Raw genomic sequence first — 22007 nt, 5'->3', positions numbered from 1 at the left:
CGCCGAGTCTAGGGCCGCCCCGAACCGCGCAGACGCCTACTGCGGCAACGGCGCCAGCCCGGCGTTCTCGAGGGCGCGACGGCCGCGGTCCGACGTCACCAACTCGAGGAACTCGCTCGCGGCCGCGCGCTCGGCCCCGGCGTCCGGTCCGTCCTCGGCACCCGGGATCCTGGCCACCGTGTACCGCGTCGTGCCGGCGTCCTGCGCCAGCTCCCAGTCGCGCTGGTCGACCTCGGCCAGCGCGACCCAGCCGTGGGACGCGGCGACATCGGTGCGGTAGACGATGCCCACGTCGAGTTCATGGTCCGCCAGGCGGGCCGCGAGCGCGCGCGAACTCGGATCACGGGGGACCCCCGGCGGGGTGGCCACGCCCGCCACGGCCAACAGCGACTCCGCCGCGCGACCGCAGGGGACGTCCAGCTCGCACAGCCCCACCCGCAGGTCGGGCCGTTCCAGGTCGCGGAGGCCGGTGACCTGGCGCGGGTTGCCGGACGGGACCGCGACGACGACGTGGTTGCGCGCGAACACCACCGGTTCGACCGCCACTCCCGTATCGACGAGCCACTGCATGGAGCCCTCGTCCGCGGAGGCGAAGACGTTGATGTCGTCGCGGGCGGGCATCCCCTCGGCGATCGTGTCGGAGCGGCCCAGTTCCAGGCTCACCCGGACCCCGGGGTGCTCGTCCTCGAAGACGTCGACCATCTCGGTGAACGCCTCGGACAGGGACGGCGAGGCGGCGACCCCGAGGGTCATGACGGGGGAGTCGGGCTCCGGCTCGGCGCACGCGACGGTTCCCGAGCACGCCAGGGCGAGAGCGAACGCGCTGACAGCCCGGCCCCGGTTCACCGATCAGCCTCCGGCGAAGGGAGGCAGTACGTCCACCTCGGAGACACCGTCGATCGAGGCGTGGGGGTCCCGGGTCGTCTCCTCACCCACGAGGAACGACGACACGGTCACGATGCTGGCCAGCGGCTCGCCGTGTCGCTCGCAGACCTCCCGCGCCAACTCCCCGACGGTCGTGGCCTGTGTGTGCAGCCGTTCGCGGGCGGTACCCGCGGCGTCCTCGGCGGCCGCGTAGTACCCCACGGTGATCACTCTCGGTGTCCTGCTCACGACGTCAACCCTATCCTCCGGCACTGACACGTCAACCACCTATGGCGCCCATCGACCGCCGCGGCCTGTGGAAGGCGGTGCCGCCGATGCCGTGTCCTGCCTGCTTGCCCCACATCGCGCCGCGCCAGACCTCGGCGATCTCGTGGTCGGGCGCGCCCGACCTCAGCACCCCGAGGACGTCCGTCTCGTCGTCGCTGAACAGACACGACCGCACGGTCCCCTCGGCGGTGAGGCGGGTCCGGTCGCAGGCGGAGCAGAAGTTCCGGGTGACGGTCGCGATCACCCCGACCGTCGCGGGCGCACCTCCCACGGTGCGTCCTGCGACCCGCCACATCTCGGCCGGCGCGGACGGGTCCTCGCGCCCGGCGGGAACGAGGTCGAAGCGGGTGCCGAGGGAGTCCAGTACGTCCTGCGCGGTCACCATCTCGGCGCGCGACCACGTGTTGTCGGCGTCGAGCGGCATCTCCTCGATGAAGCGCAGTTGCACGCCCTCCGCCAGGGCCCACTCCAGCAGGTCGGGCGCTCCGGGCAGGGTCGCCCGCAGGGGCACCGCGTTGACCTTCACCGGGTCCAGGCCGGCCTCGACCGCGGCCCGGACGCCCCGCAGGACGGACGGCAGCCGGTCCCGGCGGGTGAGTTGGGCGAACTCGAGGCGGTTGACGGTGTCCAGGGAGATGTTGATCCGGTCCAGACCGGCCTCGACCAGCGCGCCGACCCGGTGTTCGAGCCCCACGCCGTTGGAGGTCATCGCGATCGGCAGGTCGGGGCACTCGGCCCGCGTGCCGGCGATGATGCGCTCGAGGTCGGCCCGCATGAGGGGTTCGCCCCCGGTGAAGCGGACCTCGTGCACGCCCAGCTCGCGGTGCGCCAGGGCGACCAGCCGGATCACCTCGTCAGCGGTCATCCGCGCGGCGTCCGGGATGGGCGGCAGCCCTTCCTCGGGCATGCAGTAGGTGCAGCGCAGCGAGCACTTCTCGGTCAGTGAGACGCGCAGGTCGCGGGCGACGCGGCCGAAGGAGTCGACGAGCAGCGGGGTAGCGGGGCGCGTGGAGGGGCTGCGGGTGTCCGGTTCGGTCACGGCGCCCACCTCCCTCCGCGGTCGCGTGGCTCCGAGTGTAGGGGGCACCGTCAGGCGGCGCGCGACCGCCCGTCCGGTCACCTACCCGCCGTGTCCCCGTTCGCGGCGCGCCCCTGTGGGGTGGGGACGTCCGGGGCGGGGACGTCCGGGTTCGGCCCCAGCAGCGTGAGCTCGTGGATCTCGTCGCGCTCGGCCTGGTCGCGCAGCTGTGGCGCGATCGCCCGTCCCAGGTGGTAGCCCAGGACCACCACGAGGGTGCCCAGCGCGATGCCGCCGAGCTGGAAGTCGTCGGTGATGAGCAGGGTCGTGTCGCCGACCGCGATCACCACACCCGCCGCCACCGGCACCAGGTTGAGCGGGTTGCCGAAGTCGACCCGGTTCTCCTTCCAGATCTTGGCGCCGAGCAGGCCGATCATGCCGTAGAGCACCACCGTGATGCCGCCGAGCACGCCGCCCGGGGTCGCGGAGATCACGGCCCCCAGCTTGGGGGAACACCCCAGCACGATCGCGGTCAGCGCGGCCACCACGTACGCGGCCGTCGAGTACACCTTGGTCGCGGCCATCACGCCGATGTTCTCGGCGTACGTCGTCGTCGCCGATCCACCGAACGAGGTCGCCAGCACGGTTCCCGCGCCGTCCGCGGCGAGGGCCCGGCCCATCAGGCCGTCGGTCTCGGTGCGGGTGATCTCGCCGATCGCCTTGACGTGCCCGGCGTTCTCGGCGATGAGCGCGATGACGCCCGGCACCACGAGCAGTACGAACGCCAGCGAGAAGTCGGGCGCGTGGATACCCACCACGCCGGCGGCCTCGTCGGTCATCGGCGGCAGCCCGATCCACGGCGCGTCCCACACTCCCGACCAGTCCACGCGCGGGCTCTCGGGCCCGGTGACCAGGTCGAGCACCCAGGACAGGACGTAGCCGAAGACCAGGGACAGGAAGATCGCGATCCGCCCGGCGAAGCCCTTGAGCCCCACGGTCATTCCGATCAGCACGATCATCACCGCCAGTGCGACCCACTGGTCCTGCGGCCAGTACGTCTCCGCCACCACCGGCGCCAGGTTGAAGCCGAGCAGCATCACCACGGCGCCGGTCACCACCGGCGGCAGGATCGCGGTGACCACGCGGCCGCCCACGACGTGCACGATCAGGCCCACCACCAGCAGCGTCGCGCCGGCGACGAGCATGGCGCCGGTCACCTCGGCGCTGGTGCCGCCCTGCGCGCGGATCGCGGCGACCGCGCCGACGAATGCCACCGAGGTGCCGAGGTAGCTGGGGACCTGCCCCTTGACCACCGCGAGGAACAGCAGGGTGCACACGCCGGAGAAGAGGATCGCCAGCTGCGGGTTGAGCCCCATGATGATGGGGAAGACGAATGTCGCGCCGAACATCGACACCACGTGCTGGGCGCCGATCCCGATGGTCCGCGGCCAGCTCAACCGCTCCATGGGGGCGACCACCTCGCCGGGTCTGATGTTCTTGCCGTCGCCGTGTACCGACCAGAGACCCACTTCTTCCCCACTCTCGCTGCTTCCGGCCGCACTCGCGCGGACCGTAGGCACAGTACAACGCGGTTACGGTGGTGACATGACCTCCCTGCCCGACAGGCCGAGCCGCCCGTCCCCCGCCGAGTACCGCGAGCTCCTGCGTGCGCACCTGGAGCCGGTTCTCGAGCGGGCCGCCCGCAGTACGCACCTGCCGCTCGCGGCGTGCGCGGACTCGGTGCTCTCGGCGGCGTTGCGGGCGTCGGTCGACCTGCCGCTGTTCGTCAACTCGCAGATGGACGGGTACGCGGTGCGCTCCGCTGACGTCGCGGGGGCGGGACCCGACTCGCCGGCGCGGCTGACGGTGGTCGGGGCGGTGCACGCCGGTGACGGGCCGGGACCCGATGTCGACGACGACGAGGCCTGCAAGATCATGACCGGTGCGCCCGTCCCCCGGGGTGCCGATTGTGTGGTGCCCATCGAGGACACGACCGTGAGCGAGACCGACCCCACTGTCGTCCTGGTGCATGCGCCGCGGTCGCGGGGCGAGTTCATCCGTCGCCCGGGGGACGATGTCCGGGCCGGCGACGTGGTGATCGACGCCGGGGTGCGGTTGCAGGCGCGGCACCTTGCGGCGGCGGCCTCGCTCGGGGAGTCGGGACTCGATGTTCGGCCGCGGCCGCGGGTCGGGGTGGTGGCCACCGGCTCCGAGCTGGTGGCGCCGGGGCAGCCGCTCGCGCCCGGGCAGATCTGGGAGTCCAACTCGATCACCCTGGCCGCCGCGCTCAAGGCGTGCGGCTGCGAGGTCACCACGACGCTCATCAGCGGCGATGACCGCGCGGCGTTCACCTCGACTCTCGACGCGGCCGCCGGGGACGCCGACCTCGTGGTGACCGTCGGCGCGGTGTCGATGGGCGACGCCGAGGTCGTGCGCCAGGTGCTCGCCGACCGAGAGGGCGCCCGTTTCGCCCCGATCGCCATGCAGCCCGGCGGCCCGCAGGGGCTCTCGAGCTGGCGTGGCACTCCCGTGGTGTGCCTGCCGGGCAACCCCGTGAGCGCGATGGTGTCGTTCGTCGTGCTCCTGCGGCCGGTCATCCTCGAGGCCGTCGGCCGCGCGCCGGTCCGCCCCGTCCGCGCCCGCCTGTCCCGCGACGTCACCTCGCCTGCCGGGCGGGTGCAGTACCTGCGGGCGGCGCTGGCCGCGGACGGCGACGGCCGGCCCACCGCCGATCCGGTCTCGGGCCCCGGCTCGCACCTCGTGGCCTCGATGGCCCGGGCGGACGTGTTGATCGAGATCCCCGCCGACGTCACCTCACTGGAGTCCGGCGCCGAGGTCGACGTCCTGCCGCTGTAGGGGCACGCCGTACAGTCCGGGGGAAGGTGCGTTGACCAGCCTGCGCACGTCGTACTTCGCCGCGGGCGAGAACGGGGGTCCCGATGCGTTCCGACGCCGAGCCGACCGCGGTGCCGGACGAGGGCCTTCTCAAGTACCTCGTGTACACGAGTACGCCGACCAGGCAGATGGTGCCCGAGGACTTCGAGTCGATCCTGCGCACTGCCAGGCACCGCAATCGTCGCGTGGGGATCACCGGCATCCTGCTCTTCCGGGACGACTGCTTCATGCAGTTCCTCGAGGGCCCACCGGCCGAGATCGATGCCCTCCTGGACGACATCATCGCCGATGAGCGGCACCACCACCTCCGCGTGATCCTCACCGAGACGACCGTCGACCGCAGCTTCCCCGATTGGCGCATGGGATTCGGGACGCCCGGGGCCCACGAGCCGGCCGGCCTCCACGGCGTGCGCGACAGTTTCAACGTCCTCGCCGCCGGTGCGGACGGGGGCACGGTGCGACGGGCGGCCGACGACGTGTCGACCTGGTTCAAGGCGAAGGAACACTCCGCCGCGTCCTGACCCGGCTCAGCAGACGGGTAAATGACGAGCGTCCGACGCACCCGCTACTAGCGGGATGTGCGCCGGACGCTCGTGCTCACCCCGGGTCAGATGTGACCCGGCGTGTCAGAACCAGTGTTTACGTCCACCGACCGCGCGGCCTGCCGCACCGAGGATGACGAGGATGACGCCGATCGCGATGAGCACGAGTCCGATCGTCCAGAGGATGGGGATGTCCAAGAGGAATCCGAGGATCAAGAGAATTGCGCCAAGAATGATCATGTAGTCGTCCTTTCACCGTAATTTTTCAGGAACGACTGTGCGTACCCACGTCCCACAGAGTCCGCGACCGATCGCGCCCGGTCACGCCCGCGCCTCATCCTGTGCTGTCGAGCGCTTGCTGCCAGAAGTCGATCTCCAGCCGGGTGGCCGTGCGGAACACCTCGGTGAGCTCGTCGAGGCGGCGGCCGGTGAGTCCGCCCTCGGACAGCACGTCGAGCTGCTCGATCGCGGCGCGGGCGGCGGCGGTGAACTCCGCGCCCGAGTACTCGGAGATCCATTCGCCGTACGGGTGCTCGCCGTCGTGCTCGGCGAGCCGGGGCACCAGGTGCGCGCCGATCTCGGCGTAGCCGATCGTGCACGGGGCCAGCGCCACATGCAGGTCGAGCAGGTCCCCCGCCATGCCGGAATCCAGCACGTACCGGGTGTAGGCGACGGTGGCCTGCTTCTCGGCGGCGGCCTCGAGCTCGGCGCGCGGGATGCCCCACCGTTCGGTGAGCCGCAGGTGTAGCTCGGTCTCCGCGAGGATCGCGCCGGTGGCCCGGTGGGCGGCGGTGATGTCGGCCAGGGTGCGGCTCTTGTAGGCCGCCAGCGCGTTGGCGCGGGCGAATTGCACCAGGAAGTGGAAGTCCTGCACGAGGTAGTCACGGAACACCGCGAGCGGCAGCGTCCCCCGCCCGAGTTCGGTGACGAACTCGTGGCGCGTGTACGCCTCCCACTCGGGGCGGCAGCGGTCCTTGAGGGTCTCGAACAGGGTCACTCGGCTCTCCCGTCGTGGGCGGACATCAGGCGGGCGACCATCGCGCCGTGAGGTCGGACTCCCGGCCCGGTCCGCGTGTAGGTCTCGATCACCTCGAAGTCTGCCATCCGCAACTCCTCCGACAGGGCCTCAACCGACCAGCGGTAGGCCCCGGCCACGGCGTGATCGAACCGTTCGACCTCCGCACCGTGGAAGAACCCGAGCAGTAGTCCGCCGCCGGGGCGCAGACACCGCGCCATCCGCAACAGCGTCGGTCGCACGGTGGCCGGCTCGTGGTGGATGAGCGAGTACCAGGCGAGAATCCCGGCGACCTCGCCGGGCGACCGGGGTAACGCGTCGAGGTCACCCACCTCGAATCGACACCCGGGATGAGCTCGGCGGGCGTGACTCACGAACTCCGGTACCTGGTCGACTCCGCGCACGTCGACGCCCCGGGCCGCCAGGTGGCCCGTCCAGTGCCCTGGGCCGCAGCCTGCATCGATCAGCGGCCCGTCGAGCTGATCCGCCCAGCGCGCGACCAGCTCGAGGTCCGAGGGGTGGACCGACGCGATAGAACCGAGGTGGTCGATGTACTCCTGTGCGCGGCTCGAATACGCCGCTCCGACCTCCCCGGTCACGACGACCTCCCCCGTCGGCGACTCGGCTGTACACCCTCCCACCGGCGGAAACTGCGGGAGAAGGTCGCGGTCTCGGAGTAGCCCAGCTCGGCGGCCACCTCGGCCACCGGGACGTCGTGCACCAGCAGCTCGAGCGCCCGCTGATGCCGCACCTCGTCGACCAGCGTCCGATACGAGGTCCCTTCCGCTCCGAGGTGGCGTCGCAGGGTGCGGACATCGACGTGCAGTTCCGCCGCCACGTCCGCCATCGACGGCCAGGTCCCGCGCTCGTGCCGGAGCCGGCTGCGCACCTGGCCGGCCACGCCGACCCGCGCGAGCCTGTCGGCGAGGAGCTCGCGGCACTGCCGCTCGAACACTCGCGCCGTGTTCTCGTCGCCCTGCGGCAGCTCGGCCTCGAGGGCCTGTCGCGAGACGGTCAGCCGGTTGCGCGCGGCGTGCGGCGTGACCGTGTCCGGCGCCAGGCCCCACGCGTGCCCGACCAGCGCCGCGCTCTCCGGGCCGAGGGTCGTCTCGAGCGAGACCGGCCCCAGGTCGATCCGGGCACCGCGGAACGCCGCGGCCAACCCTGCCAGGTCCCGCTCCACGACGAAGGTGCGCACGTCGGCGGGGATCTGGTCGTCGGCGGCGACCAGGACCGCCCCGCCGTCCGGGCCGTCCACCTCGAGAGAGAACTGCACGTGGGTCGGGGACAAGGCGAGATAGGGGATCGCGCGATCGATCGCCGCCCGCACGGTGGGGCCCGCGAGCATCATGAAGCCGATGACGCCGGTCCGTCCGATGGTGGAGTGGGCACCGACGCCCGCCCCCAGCCCGGGCCGGTCTCCGAGGCGCGCGAGCAGGGTGCGGATCACCGTGAACTCCTGGTGCGCCCAGATCTGCGCGGTCTCGTCGTGGAGGTCGCCGGGATCGAGGCCCGTGCCGGCCAGGCACTCCGTCGTCGTCATCCCGTGGGCCAGCCCGCCCTCCACCATGATGCGGACGCCCTCGGTGCCCCGCGGCACCGCCCATACCGGCGAGGAGTCCATCGGCCGACCGTAGCAACACCGGGCGGCGGATGTCCGAAAATGCCAACTCTGCGCCCGTTTGCGACCTTCCCGCGCCCGCGTCGGGTGGTTAGCGTCACAGTCATGACTCTCGCCGCACGCGCAGGAACCGCCCAGTCAGCCGGCCCCACCGGCCTCGCCGACGAGATCCGGGCGCTGTACGCGCGGGCCAAGGCCGCCGTCGGCGAGGACGACCTGGCGCACATCCGCAACGTCACCGCCTACGGCCGGGCGATCGACGCCCGTCGCCGCGAGTTGCTGCGCGAGGGCGGGCCGCGGGCGATCCGGCGGGCCACGGCGCTGGAGATGATGTACCGGCTCATGCAGTTCTCCGAGCTCGGGCACAACATCGTCCACGGCAGCTACGACCACCTGCCCGGCAACGGCGACTATCACTCCGACCGTTACGAGTGGGACTTCAACGTGGACGTCGACCACTGGAAGACGATGCATCACGTGGGCCACCACCCCAACACGAACATCGTCGGCAAGGACCACGACCTCGGCTACAGCATCTTCCGCGGCAGCGCCGGACAGGACTGGTACGGCCACCACCTCGGTCAGGTGGCGCTCATCTCGGCGCTGGCGGCAGCGGCCCCGGCAGCGGCTCCGTTCTTCCTGGCCAACATCGCCCGCAAGGTTTCCGGCGACCCGTTCTTCAGCGCCTATACCCTGCGCTCGCCCGCCCGGATCGCCGGACGCGACCTGAGGCGTCGCTTCATCGACGAACCGTTCCGCTCGGGGTGGAAGCCGCTGCCCACCCTGCTGGCCAACTACTCCGGCGGCGTCACCGGCTACATGGCCGTGTTGTTCCTCGTGTTCATCGAGCACCACGCCGGCGAGCTGGAGCTGTTCACCGACCCCGGCCCCGACGAGACCGCCGACCAGTACTACGAGCGACAGATCCGGGCGACCCGCAACTTCCTGCCCAGCATGCAGATGGACGACGCCCTCGCGCGGGTCCTGGAGGAGGAGGTGCCGTTCGCCGATCGCCCCGACCTGCGGATCTTCTACGGCGGCCTCGACACCCACGTCGAGCACCACCTCTTCCCCGACCTACCGCCGTCGATGCAGCGCCGGATCGCCCCGGAGGTTCGGGCCATCGCTGCCAAGTACGGGCTTCCGTACCACGAGACGCCGCTACTCGAGACGGTGCCGCTGATCGCCAAGACGCTCACCGGGCTGTCGGTCCCGTTCGGCGAGCGCGAGTTCGGCCGCCCCTCGACACTGTTGCGCGACCCCGCCTCACTCGTACGCCGCGTGCGCGCCGGGCTGTCCTACAGGCCCCTGCCCGAGTCGCCGTACCTGGACAAGCCGCGCTTCCACAACGTGCCGGTCAGGGTCCTGTCCGCGACGCCCGTCGCCGACGGCCAGGCCGTGTCGGTGCGGTTGGCCCGCCCGCGCGGCTGGGAGGACATCGGGTGGGATGCCGGAGCGTACGTGTCGCTCCGGGTCGCCGGCGGAGGCGATCGCGCCGGCGATGGTCAGGGCGGCGAGGAGTCGGTCCGCCAGTACAGCCTGGTCCGCGACAGTTCGGACGCGGAGGCGGATGCCGGGGGCGCCATGGAGATCTGCGTCAAGCGCGTCGAGGGCGGGCGGGTGTCCACCCGGCTCAACGACTCGTTGCGCGCGGGCGACCACGTGACACTGGTCGGCGTGCCGCAGTCCTCGGGCGACTTCCCGACGCCCTCGCCGGGTGCGAAATCCCTGCACATCGCCGGCGGGGTGGGGATCACCCCGATCATCAGTCTGTTGCGCCGCATCGCCCGCGACGCGCGCCGCGGCCAGCCCGACGGAGCCACCGGTACCCGCCCCGACGCGACGCTGCTGTACGTCAACCGCGACGACCGCTCGATCATCTTCGAGTCCGAACTCCGCGAGCTCGCCCGCGACTCCGGCATCACCCTGCACCTGTTCACCGATGCACCGTCCGCGCGCGAGGACCTCTCCACCTGCCGACTCGGCCCAGAGCTCCTGCAGCGCGTGGTCCCCGACGCCGCCGATCGCGAGACCTACGTGTGTGCCCCGGCCGCGCTCATCGACCTGACGCGCGGGTGGCTGCGTGACCTGGGCCAGCCGGCCGGGCGGTTCCACGCCGAATCGTTCACCGCGCCCGAACTGGACCGGCCCGACGACGACGGCAGTCGCTACACCGTCCGTTTCCGCCGCACCGGCACGGCGGTGGAGATCGACGGTGCCACCACCCTGCTCGAGGCGGCCGGCCGCGCCGGGATCGCCGTGTCCACCGGCTGCCAGCGCGGGCTGTGCAAAGCGTGTGTGACGCCCAAGCTCAGCGGCACCATCCGCGCGGAGGCCGCCGACCGTGCACCCGGCGCCGTCGCGCAGGAGCGCGTCACCGTCTGCACCGCGTTGGCCTGCTCGGACGTCGAGCTGGATCTCTAGTCGGCCGTCACCACTTCCCGCGCGTGTACTGCGGCGGGTACGGCGTCTGCCGCCAGTCCAGGCCGAGTTCGGCAGCCGCGCGCTGTGGCCAGGCGGGCTCGCGCAGCGCGGCGCGCCCGAGGAACACCACGTCAGCGCGCTCGTCGACCAGCAGCTGTTCGGCGTACTCCGGGTCACTGATGAGCCCCACGGCGCCCGCCAGGACTGCACCCGACGCGCGCACCTCCTCGGTCAACGGCACCTGGTAGCCCTGCTCCAGTTCGACCGGCGGCCGGTCGGGGGTGTTGGCGGCCGAGGAGACGTCCACCAGGTCGACCCCGTGCTCGGCGAGCCGGCCCGCCAACCAGCGCGAATCCTCCGGGGTCCAGCCGCCGGGCACCCAATCCGTGGCCGAGATCCGGACGAACAGTGGCTTACCTTCCGGCCACACCTGCCGCACCGCGTCGCAGATCTCCAGCAGCAGCCGGGCCCGGTTGTCGCGCGAACCGCCGTAGGAGTCGTCCCGCTCGTTGGACAGCGGCGAGAGAAACTCGTGGATGAGGTACCCGTGGGCGGCGTGGATCTCCACGACGTCGAACCCGGCGTGGTCGGCGCGGCGGGCGGCGTCGGCGAACGCGGTCACCACCGCGCGGATCCCGTCGACGTCCAGCGCCTCCGGTCTCGTCATGTCACCGAACCCGATCGCCGAGGGCGCGACCGTCGTCCACGCACCCTCCTCGGGCGGAAGTGAGCCGACCGGGTATCCGGGCCACGCCCGGTACGCCGACGCCTTCCGCCCGGCGTGCGCCAGCTGGATGCCGATCGCCGCCCCCTGGGAGTGCACGAAGTCCACGATGGGCGCCCACGCATCGCGCTGCGTGTCGTTCCACAGCCCGGCGTCCTCGGGACTGATCCGCCCCTCCGGCACCACCGCCGAGGCCTCCGCGAGGATCAGGCCGAACCCGCCCTGCGCCCGCGCGCCCAGGTGCACGAGATGCCACGGCGTGGGCACCCCGTCACGGTCCTCGCACGAGTACTGGCACATCGGCGAGAGCCACACCCGGTTCCGGATCTCGAGGTCGCGGATACGGATCGGTTCGAAGAGCATCGCCATGTCCGCGATTAAACCCGCACCCCGTGACGCCCCGCCTCGCCGCACCCCCGGAGCCCGCCGCACACGGCCGACTACCGTGAACGGCATGACTGACGCGCCGACCGGACAGGGCTCATCACCCGAGCCGCAGCTCACCCACCTCGACGCCGAGGGCCGCGTGCGCATGGTCGACGTCGGCGACAAGGCCGTCACCACCCGCACCGCCACCGCCGAGGGGATCTTCCGCACGCGCCCCGACGTCGTGACCATGGTCGCAGGAGACTCGCTGGGCAAAGCCGACGTCCTGGCCACCGCCCGCCTCGCCGGGATCGGCGCGGCCAAGAAGACCTCCGAGCTCATCCCGCTGTGCCACCAGATCCCGCTGAACTCGGTCAAGGTGCACTTCGACCTCGACGACGAGGCCGGCGAGATCCACGTGAAGGCCACCGCCAAGACGACGGGCAGGACGGGTGTCGAGATGGAAGCCCTGACCGCCGTCTCCGTGGCCGGGCTGACGCTGCACGACATGGTCAAGGCCATCGACCCGCTCGCCACCATGGACGGGGTCCGCCTCGCCGCCAAGACGGGCGGCAAACGCGGTGACTGGACGCGAGAATCCGAGGAGACGACCGGGAACGACGACGACGAGGTGACGCGCGCGAACACCGGGCCCGCCGCGCTCGATTCCGGCCGAAGTGGTGTCGTCGTCGTCTCCTCCACCGCCGCCGCGCACGGCCACCGCGAGGACACCACCGGCCCCGCCATCGAGGGTTGGCTCCTCGAGCGCGGTTTCTCGCCGGTCGAGGTGCACGTGGTGGCCGACGCCGACATCGCCACGGCCGTCACCGAGCACGTCCGCCGCTCCCCCGCGGTCCTGTTCACCACCGGCGGCACCGGGGTCGCCCCCGACGACCGCACGCCGGAGGCCACCGCGCCGCACCTGGAGCTGGAGCTGCCGGGGGTCGCCGAGGCGATGCGGGCCCGCGGCCTGGCGGCCACGCCGACGGCGGCGATGAGCCGCGGGCTCGCGGGCTTCGCCGGACGTACCCTGGTGGCGAACCTGCCGGGCTCGACGGGCGGAGTCCGCGACGGGTTGGCGGTCCTCGACGACCTGCTCGAGCACCTGCTCGACGTCCACGCCCACGGAGGAGGACACCGATGAGCGTCTCCAGTCCGCTGGTGGACATCACCGACCGGGAGATCGACCCGCGCGAGGTCGAGAAGGCCGTGTGGACCAGCGCCGACGGGGCGATGGTGACGTTCTCCGGCGTCGTGCGCGACCACGACGGGGGCCGCGAGGTCCACGACATCGAGTATTCGGCCCACCCCACGGCCCGGGACACTCTCGCCCGGCTCTGCGACGAGGTCGCGGTCGAGCACACCTCGGCGGCCGATTCCGGGCGTACGGTCCGCGTGTCCGCCGTCCACCGCGTGGGCGTGCTGCCGGTGGGCGAGGTCGCGGTGGTGGTGGTCGCTGTGGCTCCGCATCGGGCCGAGGCGTTCGCGGCGTGTTCGGAGCTCATCGAGCGKCTCAAGCACGGGGTGCCCATCTGGAARCGGCAGCGCTTCACCGACGGCGTCTCCGAATGGGTGGGCGTCGGCGACTGCTGAGTTGGTCAGGCCGGCCGTCTGCGGGGTCGGTACCTGTCCTGACCCGGCGGATTGATGAGTGTGCCGTCGTCGGCGACGATGCGGTCGGCGAAGGCGTTCCACTCGCGTTCCCAGATGGCGTCACGGGCACGGGCCAAGGGGCCCTTGGGTCTGGTGCGGTGTTCGTGTCCGGTGTCGGTGATGATGACGAGTTCACCCAACGGCCCGGACCGGTAGGCGTTGGTCCCGAACGTTTTCTCCCGGTGGTGTTTGCGGCACAGGCAGACGAGGTTCCACTCGGTGGTCGGCCCGCCGAGCTCGGGGTCCTTCGTGTTGAACGCGATCACATGGTCCACGTCGCAGGCCTCGGCGGGAACCGAGCACCCGGGGTGGCGGCAGGTCCCGTCGCGCATGCGGATTCGCTCGGCCATCGCGGGGGTGATCACGTAGCGCAGGGCGTGCTCGGGGGAGTCGAGCACGCCGGGGGCGGGGTCGATGAGCTCGAACCGCACGCTCGCGTCGTCGCCCTCGAGCAGTTCCGTGCAGAGCCAYTCGACGCTGCTGTAGGTGCCGTGGACGAACTCGACACGGTTGGGCAGGCCCCGGGCCGCGGAGGCGATCACGCTGATGCGGATCGGCTGACCGGCCCGCGCGGCGTTGCCCAGCGTGGGCCGGGGGAGGTCCGCCCCGAGCCTGACGTCGCCGAGTKCGATGCCGTCGTGCTCGGACGCAGGGGCAGCGGCAGGGTCGGTCGCGCAAGGGCTGGTCGCGGACGGGYCACCAGCAGGCGGATAGACGGCGAGCGCGGCGAGGGCGTCGGCGCGGAGCTGATCCAGGGAACCGTCCAGTCCGTCCGCCGAGGCGGCYGACGCATCGGTCTCGATGCGACGACGRAGGAGYTCGGCATCGGCGGCGGTGAGCYTGGCCCACATCGTGGCCATGCCGTTCCGGTCGCCGCGGAAWCGGACCGAGCGGGTGGCGGCCGCCGCKGCGGYGGCGTCCTGCGCGGCAGCCGGGTCGTGTCGCTCCACGGCGTCATCGATCGCCGAGTCCACYGCGTTGCGGGTCGGCCGGTCGCCACCGTCGAGATCGTCCGTGAAGCGCGCGACCACCTCGTCCTCCACGRCCGACACGATCGCGTCCGGCACCTCCGCCAGGCGACAYGCGATATCGACCGCCAACTGCTCGGGCAGYAGCCCGCGGTCGACCGTGGATCGCAGACGGGGCAGCCGCCGGTGGATCTGCGTCCCGGCCGTCACCAACCGCGCGGCGTGCCARCACGTGAGCTGRCACGCCGCCACGAGGTGATCGCGGGCCCGGGCCTCCGGATCCAGCCGGGCGTACGCGGGTCGGCGYGAACCGGCGCCGGCCTCGTCGGCCTGCTCCGCCTGTGCCTGSKCGGMCCGGGCGAACTGTTCGACCAGGACATGCGCCGCCTCCAGCCGTGTGGCCCCGGCGCGGTTCTGCGCCAGCGTCGCGGCACGGGCCGCCTCGCTGACGGCCTCCATGTCGACCATGCCGAGGGGCTCGGGTACGGCGAACAGCGCACTCGTCGTCGTCACCATTCCACCCCCTCCGCCACTGACATCGAACCTACATTCGACAGTACCCGCGCCGGCGCATTAGTACAAGAGTTCGATCATCTTCGATCACTCACCCCAACCGGGTACCCACCCACTGCGCCAGGATCCGCGCGCAGGCGTCGACACCCTCGACCCACGTGGTGCCCGCGGACTCGTCGGCGGCATCCGAGACGTGCTTGACCAGTCGCGTGGGCACGCCCAACATCGCGCCCGCCGCGGCCACCGCATACCCCTCCATGTCCACCAGGTCGGCGATCCCGGCCAGACGGTCCCGCACCGGGCCGCCCGCGACGAAACTGTCGCCGGTCGCGAGCACTGGCGCAGCCGATCCCCCGGGCCCCGACGGCGCGGCGGCGTGCTCGGGGGTCACCGCACGCAGGGCGGACAGCGCCAGCGGCGGGCCGTCGTGCCGGCCGGTGACGGCGTGCAGGGCGGGGTCGTCGAAGTCGTGCTGGAACACGGTCGCGATCTCGTGCGTGCCCTCCATGCCCGGGTGCAACCCGCCCGCGGTGCCCACGTTGACCAGTTCACGCGGCCGTGCCCCGCCACCGAGCGCGTGCGCGACGGCCACGGCCGCGCGCAATTTGCCGACGCCGGTGACGAGCACCGGGAAGTCGGTGACGAAGTGCCGTGCCTCCTGCTCCAGCGCGACGACGACGAGAGGGTGAGCCGGATCGACGGTCCCGATGAGTTCCACGCGCCATACGGTAGCCGTCGCGGGGCCTGTCCGTTCACCCCCCGGGCGGGTCCCACCAGCGTCGCTCGCCCGCACCCAGCGGCAATCGGGCGACGACCTCGTGGCGGGCCCGGCCCCGCGGCCCCTCGCCGAGGAACGAGTCGACGAGTGCGATCTCGGAGACCTCCCACCGGCTGCTCGTGAAGGTGTCGAGCACCCGCAGCCAGGCGGTCGCATCGTCGCGACCACCGAGCCGCGCGAGCGTGAGGTGCGGACGGAACCGGGCGCCGTCCGGGACGCAGCCCGCCGCGTTGGCGGCCGAGCGGACGCCCGCCGCGAGCGCGTGGAGCGGCCGATCCTCGGGCTGATCGACCCCCGCCCACAACACCTTGGCCCGCTCAACCGAGGGGAACGCCCCCGCGCCGGCCAGCCGGAGAGTGAACGGCTCGTGCTTCCGGGCGACCGCCTCCACCCGCTCGGTCAGCTCGTCGAGACGCCAGTCGTCGACGTCGGGACAGAACGTCAGGGTGAGGTGCCACTGGGCGGGGTTCGTCCACGTCAGACCCGGCCGCGGCTCGAGGAACCGCTCCAGCTCCTCGCGAACCTCGCCGGGCGGCATGACCGCGACGAACATCCGGTGCCCCATCACTCCACCGTGGACCATGCGCCGGTGGTCCACAAGCCCGAGTCGTGATCCATCACGAGCCCGCGAGCCACCACCCCAGAGCGGCGGCGGCCACCGTGGCTGTCATCGTCCCCACCCCGTACGCCGCCGCGGTGAGGAACCGGCCGTCGCGGGCCAGGCGAACGGTGTCATAACTGGCCGTGGAGAACGTCGTGTAGCCGCCGAGTGCTCCCGTGCCCAGCAGCACGGCCACCGTCCCGCCGCTTCCCGTGGGTCCGGCCAGCAGCCCCATGACCAGGCCCAGTGCGAACGAACCCGACACGTTGACGAGGAACGTGCCCAGCGGAAACCGGCCATGCCACCGCGCGGCGACCGCCAGGCCCACGCCGTAGCGCAGGGCCGCGCCCACGCCCCCGCCGAGCGCGACCCACACCGCCATCACGGCGTCACCCACCGTCATGACCCCTCGATCCCAGCGCCATCCCGAGCACGGTGGCCACACCGCCCAGCACGAGCGTCGCCGCGGGATAGACCATCGCGCCGACCCCATCACCCGCCCGCGCCAGGGTCGAGACCTGCAGGGCGATGAGCGAGTAGGTGGTGAACCCCCCGCAGAAACCGGGGCCGAGCAGTAACCGGGCGTGATGTCGTCGTCGTTGTCGTCGTCCCTCTCGTCGCCACACCCCGCCCTCGGGCAGCACGGTGAGGACGACCCCCAGTGCGAACGCGCCCACGACGTTGATCGCGAGCGTCACGGTGAGGGCCGGCGGCGCCAACTCGGAGACGACGACCCGCGCGAACGTGCCAGCCGCCCCGCCGACGGCGACGACGGCCATCGAAGTGAGAGTGACCATCGCGGCGGGGAACCTCACGTGGACAGTCCGGCCTCCAGGGCGGCGTCGAGGCCGTTGCGATCACCGGTGATCTCCAGGCCCTCGGCGTCGGCGCCGACGCGGCCCCACAGCAGCAAGGCGAGCGTCTCCGGCGGCCCCGCCACCTCGACCGCGCCCGTAGAGTCGGGGCCCGCACCGTCCGCACCGGGCAGCTCCCACTCCAGCGCGCCGAGGGCGCCCGCCCCGACCGGCTCGGCGCCCGCGGCGAGGCCCACCGCGGCCGGGCCCTCCGGGGCGTGGGGGACGCCGCGGAGGCGGATCGTCACCGCGAGCGGCGCGACGTGGGCGGCCATGTGCGGGCGCATCACGGTACAGAACTCGTCGATCGTGTCGACGGCGACGTCCTCCGGCACGGGCGTCGTCGCGGCGCCACCGTGCAGGGCGTTCTCGACGTCCCAGCGGTGGACGAGGGTCTCGTGGAGCTGGCGCCGCGGCCAGAAGTCGGCGCGGCCCGGGCCGGAGAAGGTCCAGACCAGGGCGTCGGGGGCCGTGTCGGTGAACGTCGTCATCATCTCGGCGGTGAGACCGGAGTACCAGTCGGCGAGCGCGGCGGCGCCCTCGGTCACCGGCGGCGCGGACTCCATGACCGCTCCCCTTCCCCCGGTCCGGGTGTCGGGCGTGGCCTCGCGGACCGTGGCGGCGCCCCACCAGTTGACCGCGCCCAGGTGGACCACCAGGTCGTGCACGGACCAGCCCGGGCACGAGGCCACCGGGGCGGTGACGTCCGCACCGGTCCCGAGCCCGTCCCCGGCCAGGGCGTACCGCACCAGCCCGACCTGCGCCTCGAGCGCGTCGAGCATCCTGGAGTAGGCGAGCCGGGAGGTCATACGCGGGTCGCCTCGTCGGACCCGGGGCGGTCGTTGCCGTCCGCCCGGCGGCGGGTGAAGTCGATCTGTCGCCCCGCGTTCGACACCGCCACCACGGTGCCGGTGCCGAAGATCCCGTCGCGGTCGAACAGCGAGGCGGTGCCCACGGCCACGCCGTCCGCGCTGACGTGCTCGTCGGCCTCGATCCCGATGTCCCCCGACCGGGGCAGCCGGGCCAGCGCCACGGTGAGGTCGGCGTTGATGAAGCCGATCCCCTCGTCGCCCCAGTGCGTCATGAGGCTCGTGGACTCGGACACGATCACGGCCCGCTGGAACGGGGAGGCCGGCTCGCCCTCCACCACGTCCAGCGGGTGGATCCAGAAGCGCTTGCGCTGGTCGTTCTGGTGCACGCCCATGTCGCGGTCCCACGACGGGCCGGGCTCGCCGCTGCCGAAGAACACGTTGGTCCCCGGCCCGGTCTCCCCCGGATCCGCGTCGGCCGGCGCCGCGAGCTCCCGGCCGGACCGCCACACCGTCCCCGGTGGCTGTTCACCGCGGCGCAGCTGGACGAACGTGGCGCGGGCGACGGCCTTGCCCCCCTGGATCAGCCGCGCGTCGGCCACGCGGATGCGGTTGCCGCTGCGGATCTCCTCGGTCTGGACGACCAGGGGTTCGTTGCGCACCGGCGCGAACAGGTCCACCGTGAGGCGGGCGGGTTGGAACTCCTCGGCACCGAACTCGTGCTCGAGCGACCGGGCGGCCGCCACCACGACGGCCGGGCCGTTGACCATTCTGTCCGACCAGGCGCTGCGGGCGTACCGGGTGGGCAGGTACGCCCCGCTGTCGTCCAGGGTGAAGAAGGCGCGTTCGCTCATCGGGCCACCCCGTCCGTGCCGGTGGCGCCGGCGTACGCGCCGAACCCGGCCGAGCCGCCCGCCGACCCCGCCGCCCACGACCGCAGGATCGCCGCGAGCTGCGTCTCGAAGTACTGCTCGGCGCTGGGCGAGGACCGCCACACACTCAGCTCCAGCGACACGACCCCGTGCAGCGACGCCCAGATCGTGGTGGCGGTCTCGTGCACGTCGGCCGACCGGAACACGCCCTCGTCGACGGCCGCGTCGACCACCTCGAGCAGCGGTTCGCGCCACAGCGCGTCGACGGTGCTGTCCCCACCCCTGCCGTCCCCGGCCCCGGCGATCCCGGCTCGCGGCGACCGCACCGGCTCGCCCACGACCAGCCCGTACAGGCCCTGGTTCTCCAGTGCCCACCGCCGGTACGCGCGGCACAGTGACCGCATGTCGCCCTCGACGCTGTCGTGGCGCAGCGACTCGCGCAGGGCGACCGCGAGTTGCCGGTCGGCTTCGTGCGCGACGGCCGCGAGCAGCCCGGACTTCCCGCCGAACATCGTGTAGATCGCCGTGGTGGAGGTGCCCTGGGAGGCGGCGAGCGGCCGCAGTCCCAGCGTCTCCGGCGCCGCGTCCCGGAGCCGTCGCGTGGCCTCGTCGAGGATCCCCCGGCGCAGCGCCTCGTCGTACTGGGCGTGGTGGGGGGCGCGGGTCGCGGCCTGGGTCGAGGCGCGGGTGGCCGCGCGCGGCGAGGATGGGGTCACCCCGGCAGGGTACGACGACGACGACGACATCGGCGTCATAGCGGCGTGGCGTGTCGCGGCAGACGCAGTGATGCCGCTGTCGTGGCGCCGCCATCACACCCGCGTCCCACACCGGACCGGCGCCGCCGAGCACGCCGTGGCAACGGTGTCCGACCTGCTGTGACGGTGTTCCGATCCACGCATGGCTGCGCGCCGTCTTCGGTCCGTTCCGGACGCACGACCCGGCTGAACGAGGACATGAGAATTCGGCGCCGGGCCGGGCAACTCGAGAGAGTCGGCGAGCCCCGAACGGTCAGCATGCGAAAAGAAAGGCCCGCAGCCCCTCGAGGGGACTACGGGCCTTTACCTTTGTGCGCGATTCCAGTTCGCCGCCTCGTCGAGTGGCGACAGGGTTAGTGCGCGTCCGTGTGTTGTTCGTACAGACCGGTGTCCGTATCAGTTGGCCGCGGCGTACGCGTCCATGATGTCGGACGGAATTCGGCCGCGGTCGGAGACCTCGTAACCGTTGCTGCGGGCCCATTCGCGAATCGCCTTGGTATCGCCCGAGGACGACGAGGACTTGGCCGCGGCCCGGCGTGCAGGCTTGGCCTTGCCACTGGACGAGACACGATGGCCGTTCTCCACGTACGGAGCCATTACCTCGCGGAATTTCTCAGCATTCTCATCGCTGAGGTCGATCGTGTATTCCTTACCGTCGAATGCGAACGTGATCGTATTGGCGTCGCTGCCGAGATCCGTTCCGTCGAGGTCGTCGATGTACTGCACCTGGAACTGCTGTGCCATGTGTTCTTCTCCCTTGGCCGGCCCTGTTCTCTATATGAAGACATTATGCACAGGGAGGTCGACATACGCACACGTATGTTTTGGATAACGCTTCTCGACAATGTTTTCAGTGCTGAACTTTTCGGGGATATCCCACAGTTGTTCAGTGGCCGAAAGAGTCGGAATTCTCGCGATATCTCCGCACGATGAGATCGACGATCTCCGGGTGTGCGCCGAGTGGCGGAGAGACGATATCCCCGCCTGCCGCGGCCATTCGATCGGCGAAGAAACCGGGGGCGAGAAGGTGGGTCGCGACCGCCACCCGTCGTCGCCCCGCGGTGCGGAACTGCTCGACCGCCTCGGCGACGGTCGGGACCGCCGCGGAGGCGAAACCCGAGGTCACCGGCACGCCCATGAGGTCGGAGAGCCTGTCGGCGAGCGCCCTCGTCTCCGCGATCGACGACGCGTTCTTACTCCCCGCCGCGCCCAGGACCACGGCGTCCGCGCCGAACGCGCCCACCGCGCCGGCCTCGGCGAGCCGCTGCATCAGCGCCCGCACGACCTCCGGTTCCGCACCGAGGTGCGGCGTCTGGACGACCGGGCCGGGGGCGTCGCGGCAGGCCTGCCCGACGTCGTGGGTGACGTGGTAACCGCGGGCAAGGAAGGCCGGGACCACGACCGTCGGTGCGCCGTCGGTGAGGATCCGGCCCGGGCCGGGTGACTGGACGTCCACCCAGGAGAGTCGGCAGTCCACGCCGGGCAGCTGCTTACGCGCTTCCAGCAGGACCCGACCCAGCACGCGGCGGCCCGCCGCCGCCCGGGTGCCGTGGGCGACCAGCAGGAGGCGGGGGCTCATGACGTCATCCCGGGAGCGTTCACCCTTCGAGCATGCCGCAATCCGGGTGCGGGGCGGCACCCGCTCGGCGACACTGGGGGGATGAACGCAGGCGGCAGGCGGGGTGCGCGGCCAGAGGTGACCGTGGCCAACTGGGAGGCCGTGTACGACTTCTACGGCCCCGGTCGTCGGCGCGACGGCTTCACCCACCCGCTGCTGGCCCTCGTCGGGGCCGTTTATGCCCCCGAGCTGCGCATCGCGCCGGGGACCGTGTCCGAGCTGCACCGTCTCCACGACGCCGGGGTGGGGATCGTCGTCGCCGCCAACCACCCGTCCAAGCACGACCCGTTCGTCCTGGCCTCGGGCGTGTTCGACAAGCGGGTCCGGTTCCTGTCGAGCGGCACCGGCCTGACCAAGGACCCGCTCTTCCGGGGCCCGCTGCGTCCGGTGTTCGAGTACACGGGGACGGTCCCGGTGTTCCGGGCCAAGAACTACCAGGGCACGGCTCGGGAGGTGCACGACGCGGCGGCGGCCCGGCTCATCGGTCTCTGCGTGGATCGTCTCACCTCGGGCGGCGTGGTCCTGACGTTCGTCGAGGGGACCAACTCCTCGGCCGACGACCTGCGCACGCTCCGTCTCGGCTCGGTCAAGAAGGGGGTGGGCCAGATGGTCCGCGGGGTCCGCGAGGAGGACGGCCGGGTGGCGGTCCTGCCGGTCGGGATCGTCTACCACGGGCGGGAGCACGCCAGGACACCACCGCGACGCCCGGTGCTGGCCGCGGGCCGGCCCATCGTATGGGAGGACCCGGGGGCCCCGCCGGCGATCGACGAGGTGCGTGGCGCGGTGCGGGACGGTATCGACGACGCCCTCACCGCCGCCTGGGAGTAGA

General features: G+C 72.1%; 25 protein-coding genes. 6 read left to right on the top strand and 19 right to left on the bottom strand.

All coding sequences use genetic code 11. The features are described from left to right. Window positions 1-36 precede the first annotated feature (36 nt). The 4 genes from G6R20_RS00440 to G6R20_RS00425 all read right to left on the bottom strand — a co-directional run bounded on the left by G6R20_RS00440 (window position 37) and on the right by G6R20_RS00425 (window position 3699). Complete coding sequence (locus tag G6R20_RS00440) at window positions 37-846, bottom strand: substrate-binding domain-containing protein (RefSeq protein WP_163375270.1); 810 nt, start codon at window positions 844-846, stop codon at window positions 37-39. A gap of 3 nt (window positions 847-849) precedes the next feature. Then, a complete protein-coding gene (locus G6R20_RS00435) occupies window positions 850-1113 on the bottom strand; it encodes a MoaD/ThiS family protein (RefSeq protein WP_227022118.1) in 264 nt (87 codons plus the stop codon). Window positions 1114-1144: 31 nt separating this feature from the next. Next, entirely contained in the window at window positions 1145-2191 is a 1047-nt protein-coding gene (gene moaA, locus G6R20_RS00430) for a GTP 3',8-cyclase MoaA (RefSeq protein ID WP_163375268.1), read from the bottom strand. Window positions 2192-2268: 77 nt separating this feature from the next. After that, window positions 2269-3699 (bottom strand): solute carrier family 23 protein, encoded by a 1431-nt coding sequence (locus G6R20_RS00425; protein ID WP_240341210.1) that lies wholly within the window; start codon window positions 3697-3699, stop codon window positions 2269-2271. Window positions 3700-3775: 76 nt separating this feature from the next. Between G6R20_RS00425 and glp the strand changes: the two genes are divergently transcribed. Together glp and G6R20_RS00415 are read left to right on the top strand one after the other, a co-directional pair. Continuing rightward, window positions 3776-5026: a gephyrin-like molybdotransferase Glp gene (gene glp / locus G6R20_RS00420; protein WP_163375266.1), complete on the top strand. Its 1251-nt coding sequence runs from the start codon at window positions 3776-3778 to the stop codon at window positions 5024-5026. Window positions 5027-5109: 83 nt separating this feature from the next. Further along, on the top strand, window positions 5110-5586 hold the full coding sequence (locus G6R20_RS00415) for a BLUF domain-containing protein (protein WP_163375265.1): 477 nt from the start codon (window positions 5110-5112) through the stop codon (window positions 5584-5586). A 105-nt stretch (window positions 5587-5691) separates the two neighbouring features. Here G6R20_RS00415 and G6R20_RS18425 read toward each other — a convergent pair whose 3' ends face one another. The 4 genes from G6R20_RS18425 to G6R20_RS00400 all read right to left on the bottom strand — a co-directional run bounded on the left by G6R20_RS18425 (window position 5692) and on the right by G6R20_RS00400 (window position 8246). Further along, window positions 5692-5847, bottom strand: a complete 156-nt coding sequence (locus G6R20_RS18425; protein WP_096906278.1) for a DUF6131 family protein — start codon at window positions 5845-5847, stop codon at window positions 5692-5694. 94 nt (window positions 5848-5941) lie between these two features. Then, window positions 5942-6604 (bottom strand): TenA family protein, encoded by a 663-nt coding sequence (locus tag G6R20_RS00410; protein ID WP_163375263.1) that lies wholly within the window; start codon window positions 6602-6604, stop codon window positions 5942-5944. Then, window positions 6601-7221, bottom strand: a complete 621-nt coding sequence (locus tag G6R20_RS00405; RefSeq protein WP_163375261.1) for a class I SAM-dependent methyltransferase — start codon at window positions 7219-7221, stop codon at window positions 6601-6603. The genes G6R20_RS00410 and G6R20_RS00405 overlap by 4 nt, the downstream gene beginning before the upstream one ends. After that, complete coding sequence (locus G6R20_RS00400; RefSeq protein WP_067715039.1) at window positions 7218-8246, bottom strand: AraC family transcriptional regulator; 1029 nt, start codon at window positions 8244-8246, stop codon at window positions 7218-7220. The genes G6R20_RS00405 and G6R20_RS00400 overlap by 4 nt, the downstream gene beginning before the upstream one ends. A gap of 102 nt (window positions 8247-8348) precedes the next feature. Here G6R20_RS00400 and G6R20_RS00395 point away from each other — a divergent pair, with 102 nt between their 5' ends. Beyond that, window positions 8349-10667, top strand: a complete 2319-nt coding sequence (locus G6R20_RS00395; RefSeq protein WP_163375259.1) for a fatty acid desaturase — start codon at window positions 8349-8351, stop codon at window positions 10665-10667. A 7-nt stretch (window positions 10668-10674) separates the two neighbouring features. Here G6R20_RS00395 and G6R20_RS00390 read toward each other — a convergent pair whose 3' ends face one another. After that, window positions 10675-11760 (bottom strand): NADH:flavin oxidoreductase/NADH oxidase, encoded by a 1086-nt coding sequence (locus tag G6R20_RS00390; RefSeq protein WP_163375257.1) that lies wholly within the window; start codon window positions 11758-11760, stop codon window positions 10675-10677. 85 nt (window positions 11761-11845) lie between these two features. Between G6R20_RS00390 and moaCB the strand changes: the two genes are divergently transcribed. Further along, complete coding sequence (gene moaCB, locus G6R20_RS00385; RefSeq protein WP_163375255.1) at window positions 11846-12901, top strand: bifunctional molybdenum cofactor biosynthesis protein MoaC/MoaB; 1056 nt, start codon at window positions 11846-11848, stop codon at window positions 12899-12901. Continuing rightward, window positions 12898-13350: a molybdenum cofactor biosynthesis protein MoaE gene (locus G6R20_RS00380; protein ID WP_163375253.1), complete on the top strand. Its 453-nt coding sequence runs from the start codon at window positions 12898-12900 to the stop codon at window positions 13348-13350. Before moaCB ends, G6R20_RS00380 begins: the two co-directional genes overlap by 4 nt. A gap of 5 nt (window positions 13351-13355) precedes the next feature. On the opposite strand, the gene G6R20_RS00375 is transcribed toward G6R20_RS00380, so the two are convergent. The 10 genes from G6R20_RS00375 to G6R20_RS00330 all read right to left on the bottom strand — a co-directional run bounded on the left by G6R20_RS00375 (window position 13356) and on the right by G6R20_RS00330 (window position 21139). Then, window positions 13356-14894 (bottom strand): HNH endonuclease signature motif containing protein, encoded by a 1539-nt coding sequence (locus G6R20_RS00375; RefSeq protein WP_163375251.1) that lies wholly within the window; start codon window positions 14892-14894, stop codon window positions 13356-13358. 88 nt (window positions 14895-14982) lie between these two features. Continuing rightward, the gene (locus tag G6R20_RS00370; protein ID WP_163375250.1) at window positions 14983-15609 is read right to left on the bottom strand and encodes a nucleosidase; all 627 of its coding nucleotides are present in this window, start codon (window positions 15607-15609) and stop codon (window positions 14983-14985) included. A gap of 34 nt (window positions 15610-15643) precedes the next feature. Beyond that, complete coding sequence (thpR, locus tag G6R20_RS00365) at window positions 15644-16252, bottom strand: RNA 2',3'-cyclic phosphodiesterase (RefSeq protein ID WP_240341209.1); 609 nt, start codon at window positions 16250-16252, stop codon at window positions 15644-15646. A gap of 34 nt (window positions 16253-16286) precedes the next feature. Beyond that, on the bottom strand, window positions 16287-16673 hold the full coding sequence (crcB, locus tag G6R20_RS00360; RefSeq protein WP_096906286.1) for a fluoride efflux transporter CrcB: 387 nt from the start codon (window positions 16671-16673) through the stop codon (window positions 16287-16289). Next, a complete protein-coding gene (locus G6R20_RS00355) occupies window positions 16660-17067 on the bottom strand; it encodes a CrcB family protein (protein WP_163375248.1) in 408 nt (135 codons plus the stop codon). Before G6R20_RS00355 ends, crcB begins: the two co-directional genes overlap by 14 nt. Before the next feature lie 14 nt (window positions 17068-17081). After that, a complete protein-coding gene (locus G6R20_RS00350; protein ID WP_163375247.1) occupies window positions 17082-17933 on the bottom strand; it encodes a maleylpyruvate isomerase family mycothiol-dependent enzyme in 852 nt (283 codons plus the stop codon). Next, window positions 17930-18787, bottom strand: coding sequence for a thioesterase family protein (locus G6R20_RS00345; RefSeq protein ID WP_163375245.1), 858 nt, complete (start codon window positions 18785-18787; stop codon window positions 17930-17932). Before G6R20_RS00345 ends, G6R20_RS00350 begins: the two co-directional genes overlap by 4 nt. Next, a complete protein-coding gene (locus G6R20_RS00340) occupies window positions 18784-19521 on the bottom strand; it encodes a TetR-like C-terminal domain-containing protein (protein ID WP_240341208.1) in 738 nt (245 codons plus the stop codon). Before G6R20_RS00340 ends, G6R20_RS00345 begins: the two co-directional genes overlap by 4 nt. Window positions 19522-19956: 435 nt before the next feature. After that, complete coding sequence (locus G6R20_RS00335; RefSeq protein ID WP_069389515.1) at window positions 19957-20304, bottom strand: Lsr2 family protein; 348 nt, start codon at window positions 20302-20304, stop codon at window positions 19957-19959. A gap of 142 nt (window positions 20305-20446) precedes the next feature. After that, window positions 20447-21139, bottom strand: coding sequence for a CbiX/SirB N-terminal domain-containing protein (locus G6R20_RS00330; RefSeq protein WP_163375242.1), 693 nt, complete (start codon window positions 21137-21139; stop codon window positions 20447-20449). 81 nt (window positions 21140-21220) lie between these two features. Here G6R20_RS00330 and G6R20_RS00325 point away from each other — a divergent pair, with 81 nt between their 5' ends. Next, on the top strand, window positions 21221-22006 hold the full coding sequence (locus G6R20_RS00325; RefSeq protein WP_163375240.1) for a lysophospholipid acyltransferase family protein: 786 nt from the start codon (window positions 21221-21223) through the stop codon (window positions 22004-22006). Window position 22007 lies beyond the last annotated feature (1 nt).

The organism is Dietzia sp. Alg238-R159 (genome assembly GCF_900537145.1).
Lineage (GTDB): Bacteria > Actinomycetota > Actinomycetes > Mycobacteriales > Mycobacteriaceae > Dietzia > Dietzia kunjamensis.
Note: the sequence above shows the minus strand (reverse complement) of the source record. Positions and strands in the feature narration are given on the sequence as shown.

Bases quoted from the DNA above. Each gene is read 5' to 3' on its own strand.
- glp (WP_163375266.1), top strand. From the start codon at position 3,776: ATGACCTCCCTGCCCGACAGGCCGAGCCGCCCGTCCCCCGCCGAGTAC.
- G6R20_RS00415 (WP_163375265.1), top strand. From the start codon at position 5,110: ATGCGTTCCGACGCCGAGCCGACCGCGGTGCCGGACGAGGGCCTTCTC.
- G6R20_RS18425 (WP_096906278.1), bottom strand. From the start codon at position 5,847: ATGATCATTCTTGGCGCAATTCTCTTGATCCTCGGATTCCTCTTGGAC.
- G6R20_RS00400 (WP_067715039.1), bottom strand. From the start codon at position 8,246: ATGGACTCCTCGCCGGTATGGGCGGTGCCGCGGGGCACCGAGGGCGTC.
- G6R20_RS00395 (WP_163375259.1), top strand. From the start codon at position 8,349: ATGACTCTCGCCGCACGCGCAGGAACCGCCCAGTCAGCCGGCCCCACC.
- G6R20_RS00390 (WP_163375257.1), bottom strand. From the start codon at position 11,760: ATGGCGATGCTCTTCGAACCGATCCGTATCCGCGACCTCGAGATCCGG.
- moaCB (WP_163375255.1), top strand. From the start codon at position 11,846: ATGACTGACGCGCCGACCGGACAGGGCTCATCACCCGAGCCGCAGCTC.
- thpR (WP_240341209.1), bottom strand. From the start codon at position 16,252: ATGGTCCACGGTGGAGTGATGGGGCACCGGATGTTCGTCGCGGTCATG.
- crcB (WP_096906286.1), bottom strand. From the start codon at position 16,673: ATGACGGTGGGTGACGCCGTGATGGCGGTGTGGGTCGCGCTCGGCGGG.
- G6R20_RS00355 (WP_163375248.1), bottom strand. From the start codon at position 17,067: ATGGTCACTCTCACTTCGATGGCCGTCGTCGCCGTCGGCGGGGCGGCT.
- G6R20_RS00350 (WP_163375247.1), bottom strand. From the start codon at position 17,933: ATGACCTCCCGGCTCGCCTACTCCAGGATGCTCGACGCGCTCGAGGCG.
- G6R20_RS00345 (WP_163375245.1), bottom strand. From the start codon at position 18,787: ATGAGCGAACGCGCCTTCTTCACCCTGGACGACAGCGGGGCGTACCTG.
- G6R20_RS00335 (WP_069389515.1), bottom strand. From the start codon at position 20,304: ATGGCACAGCAGTTCCAGGTGCAGTACATCGACGACCTCGACGGAACG.
- G6R20_RS00330 (WP_163375242.1), bottom strand. From the start codon at position 21,139: ATGAGCCCCCGCCTCCTGCTGGTCGCCCACGGCACCCGGGCGGCGGCG.
- G6R20_RS00325 (WP_163375240.1), top strand. From the start codon at position 21,221: ATGAACGCAGGCGGCAGGCGGGGTGCGCGGCCAGAGGTGACCGTGGCC.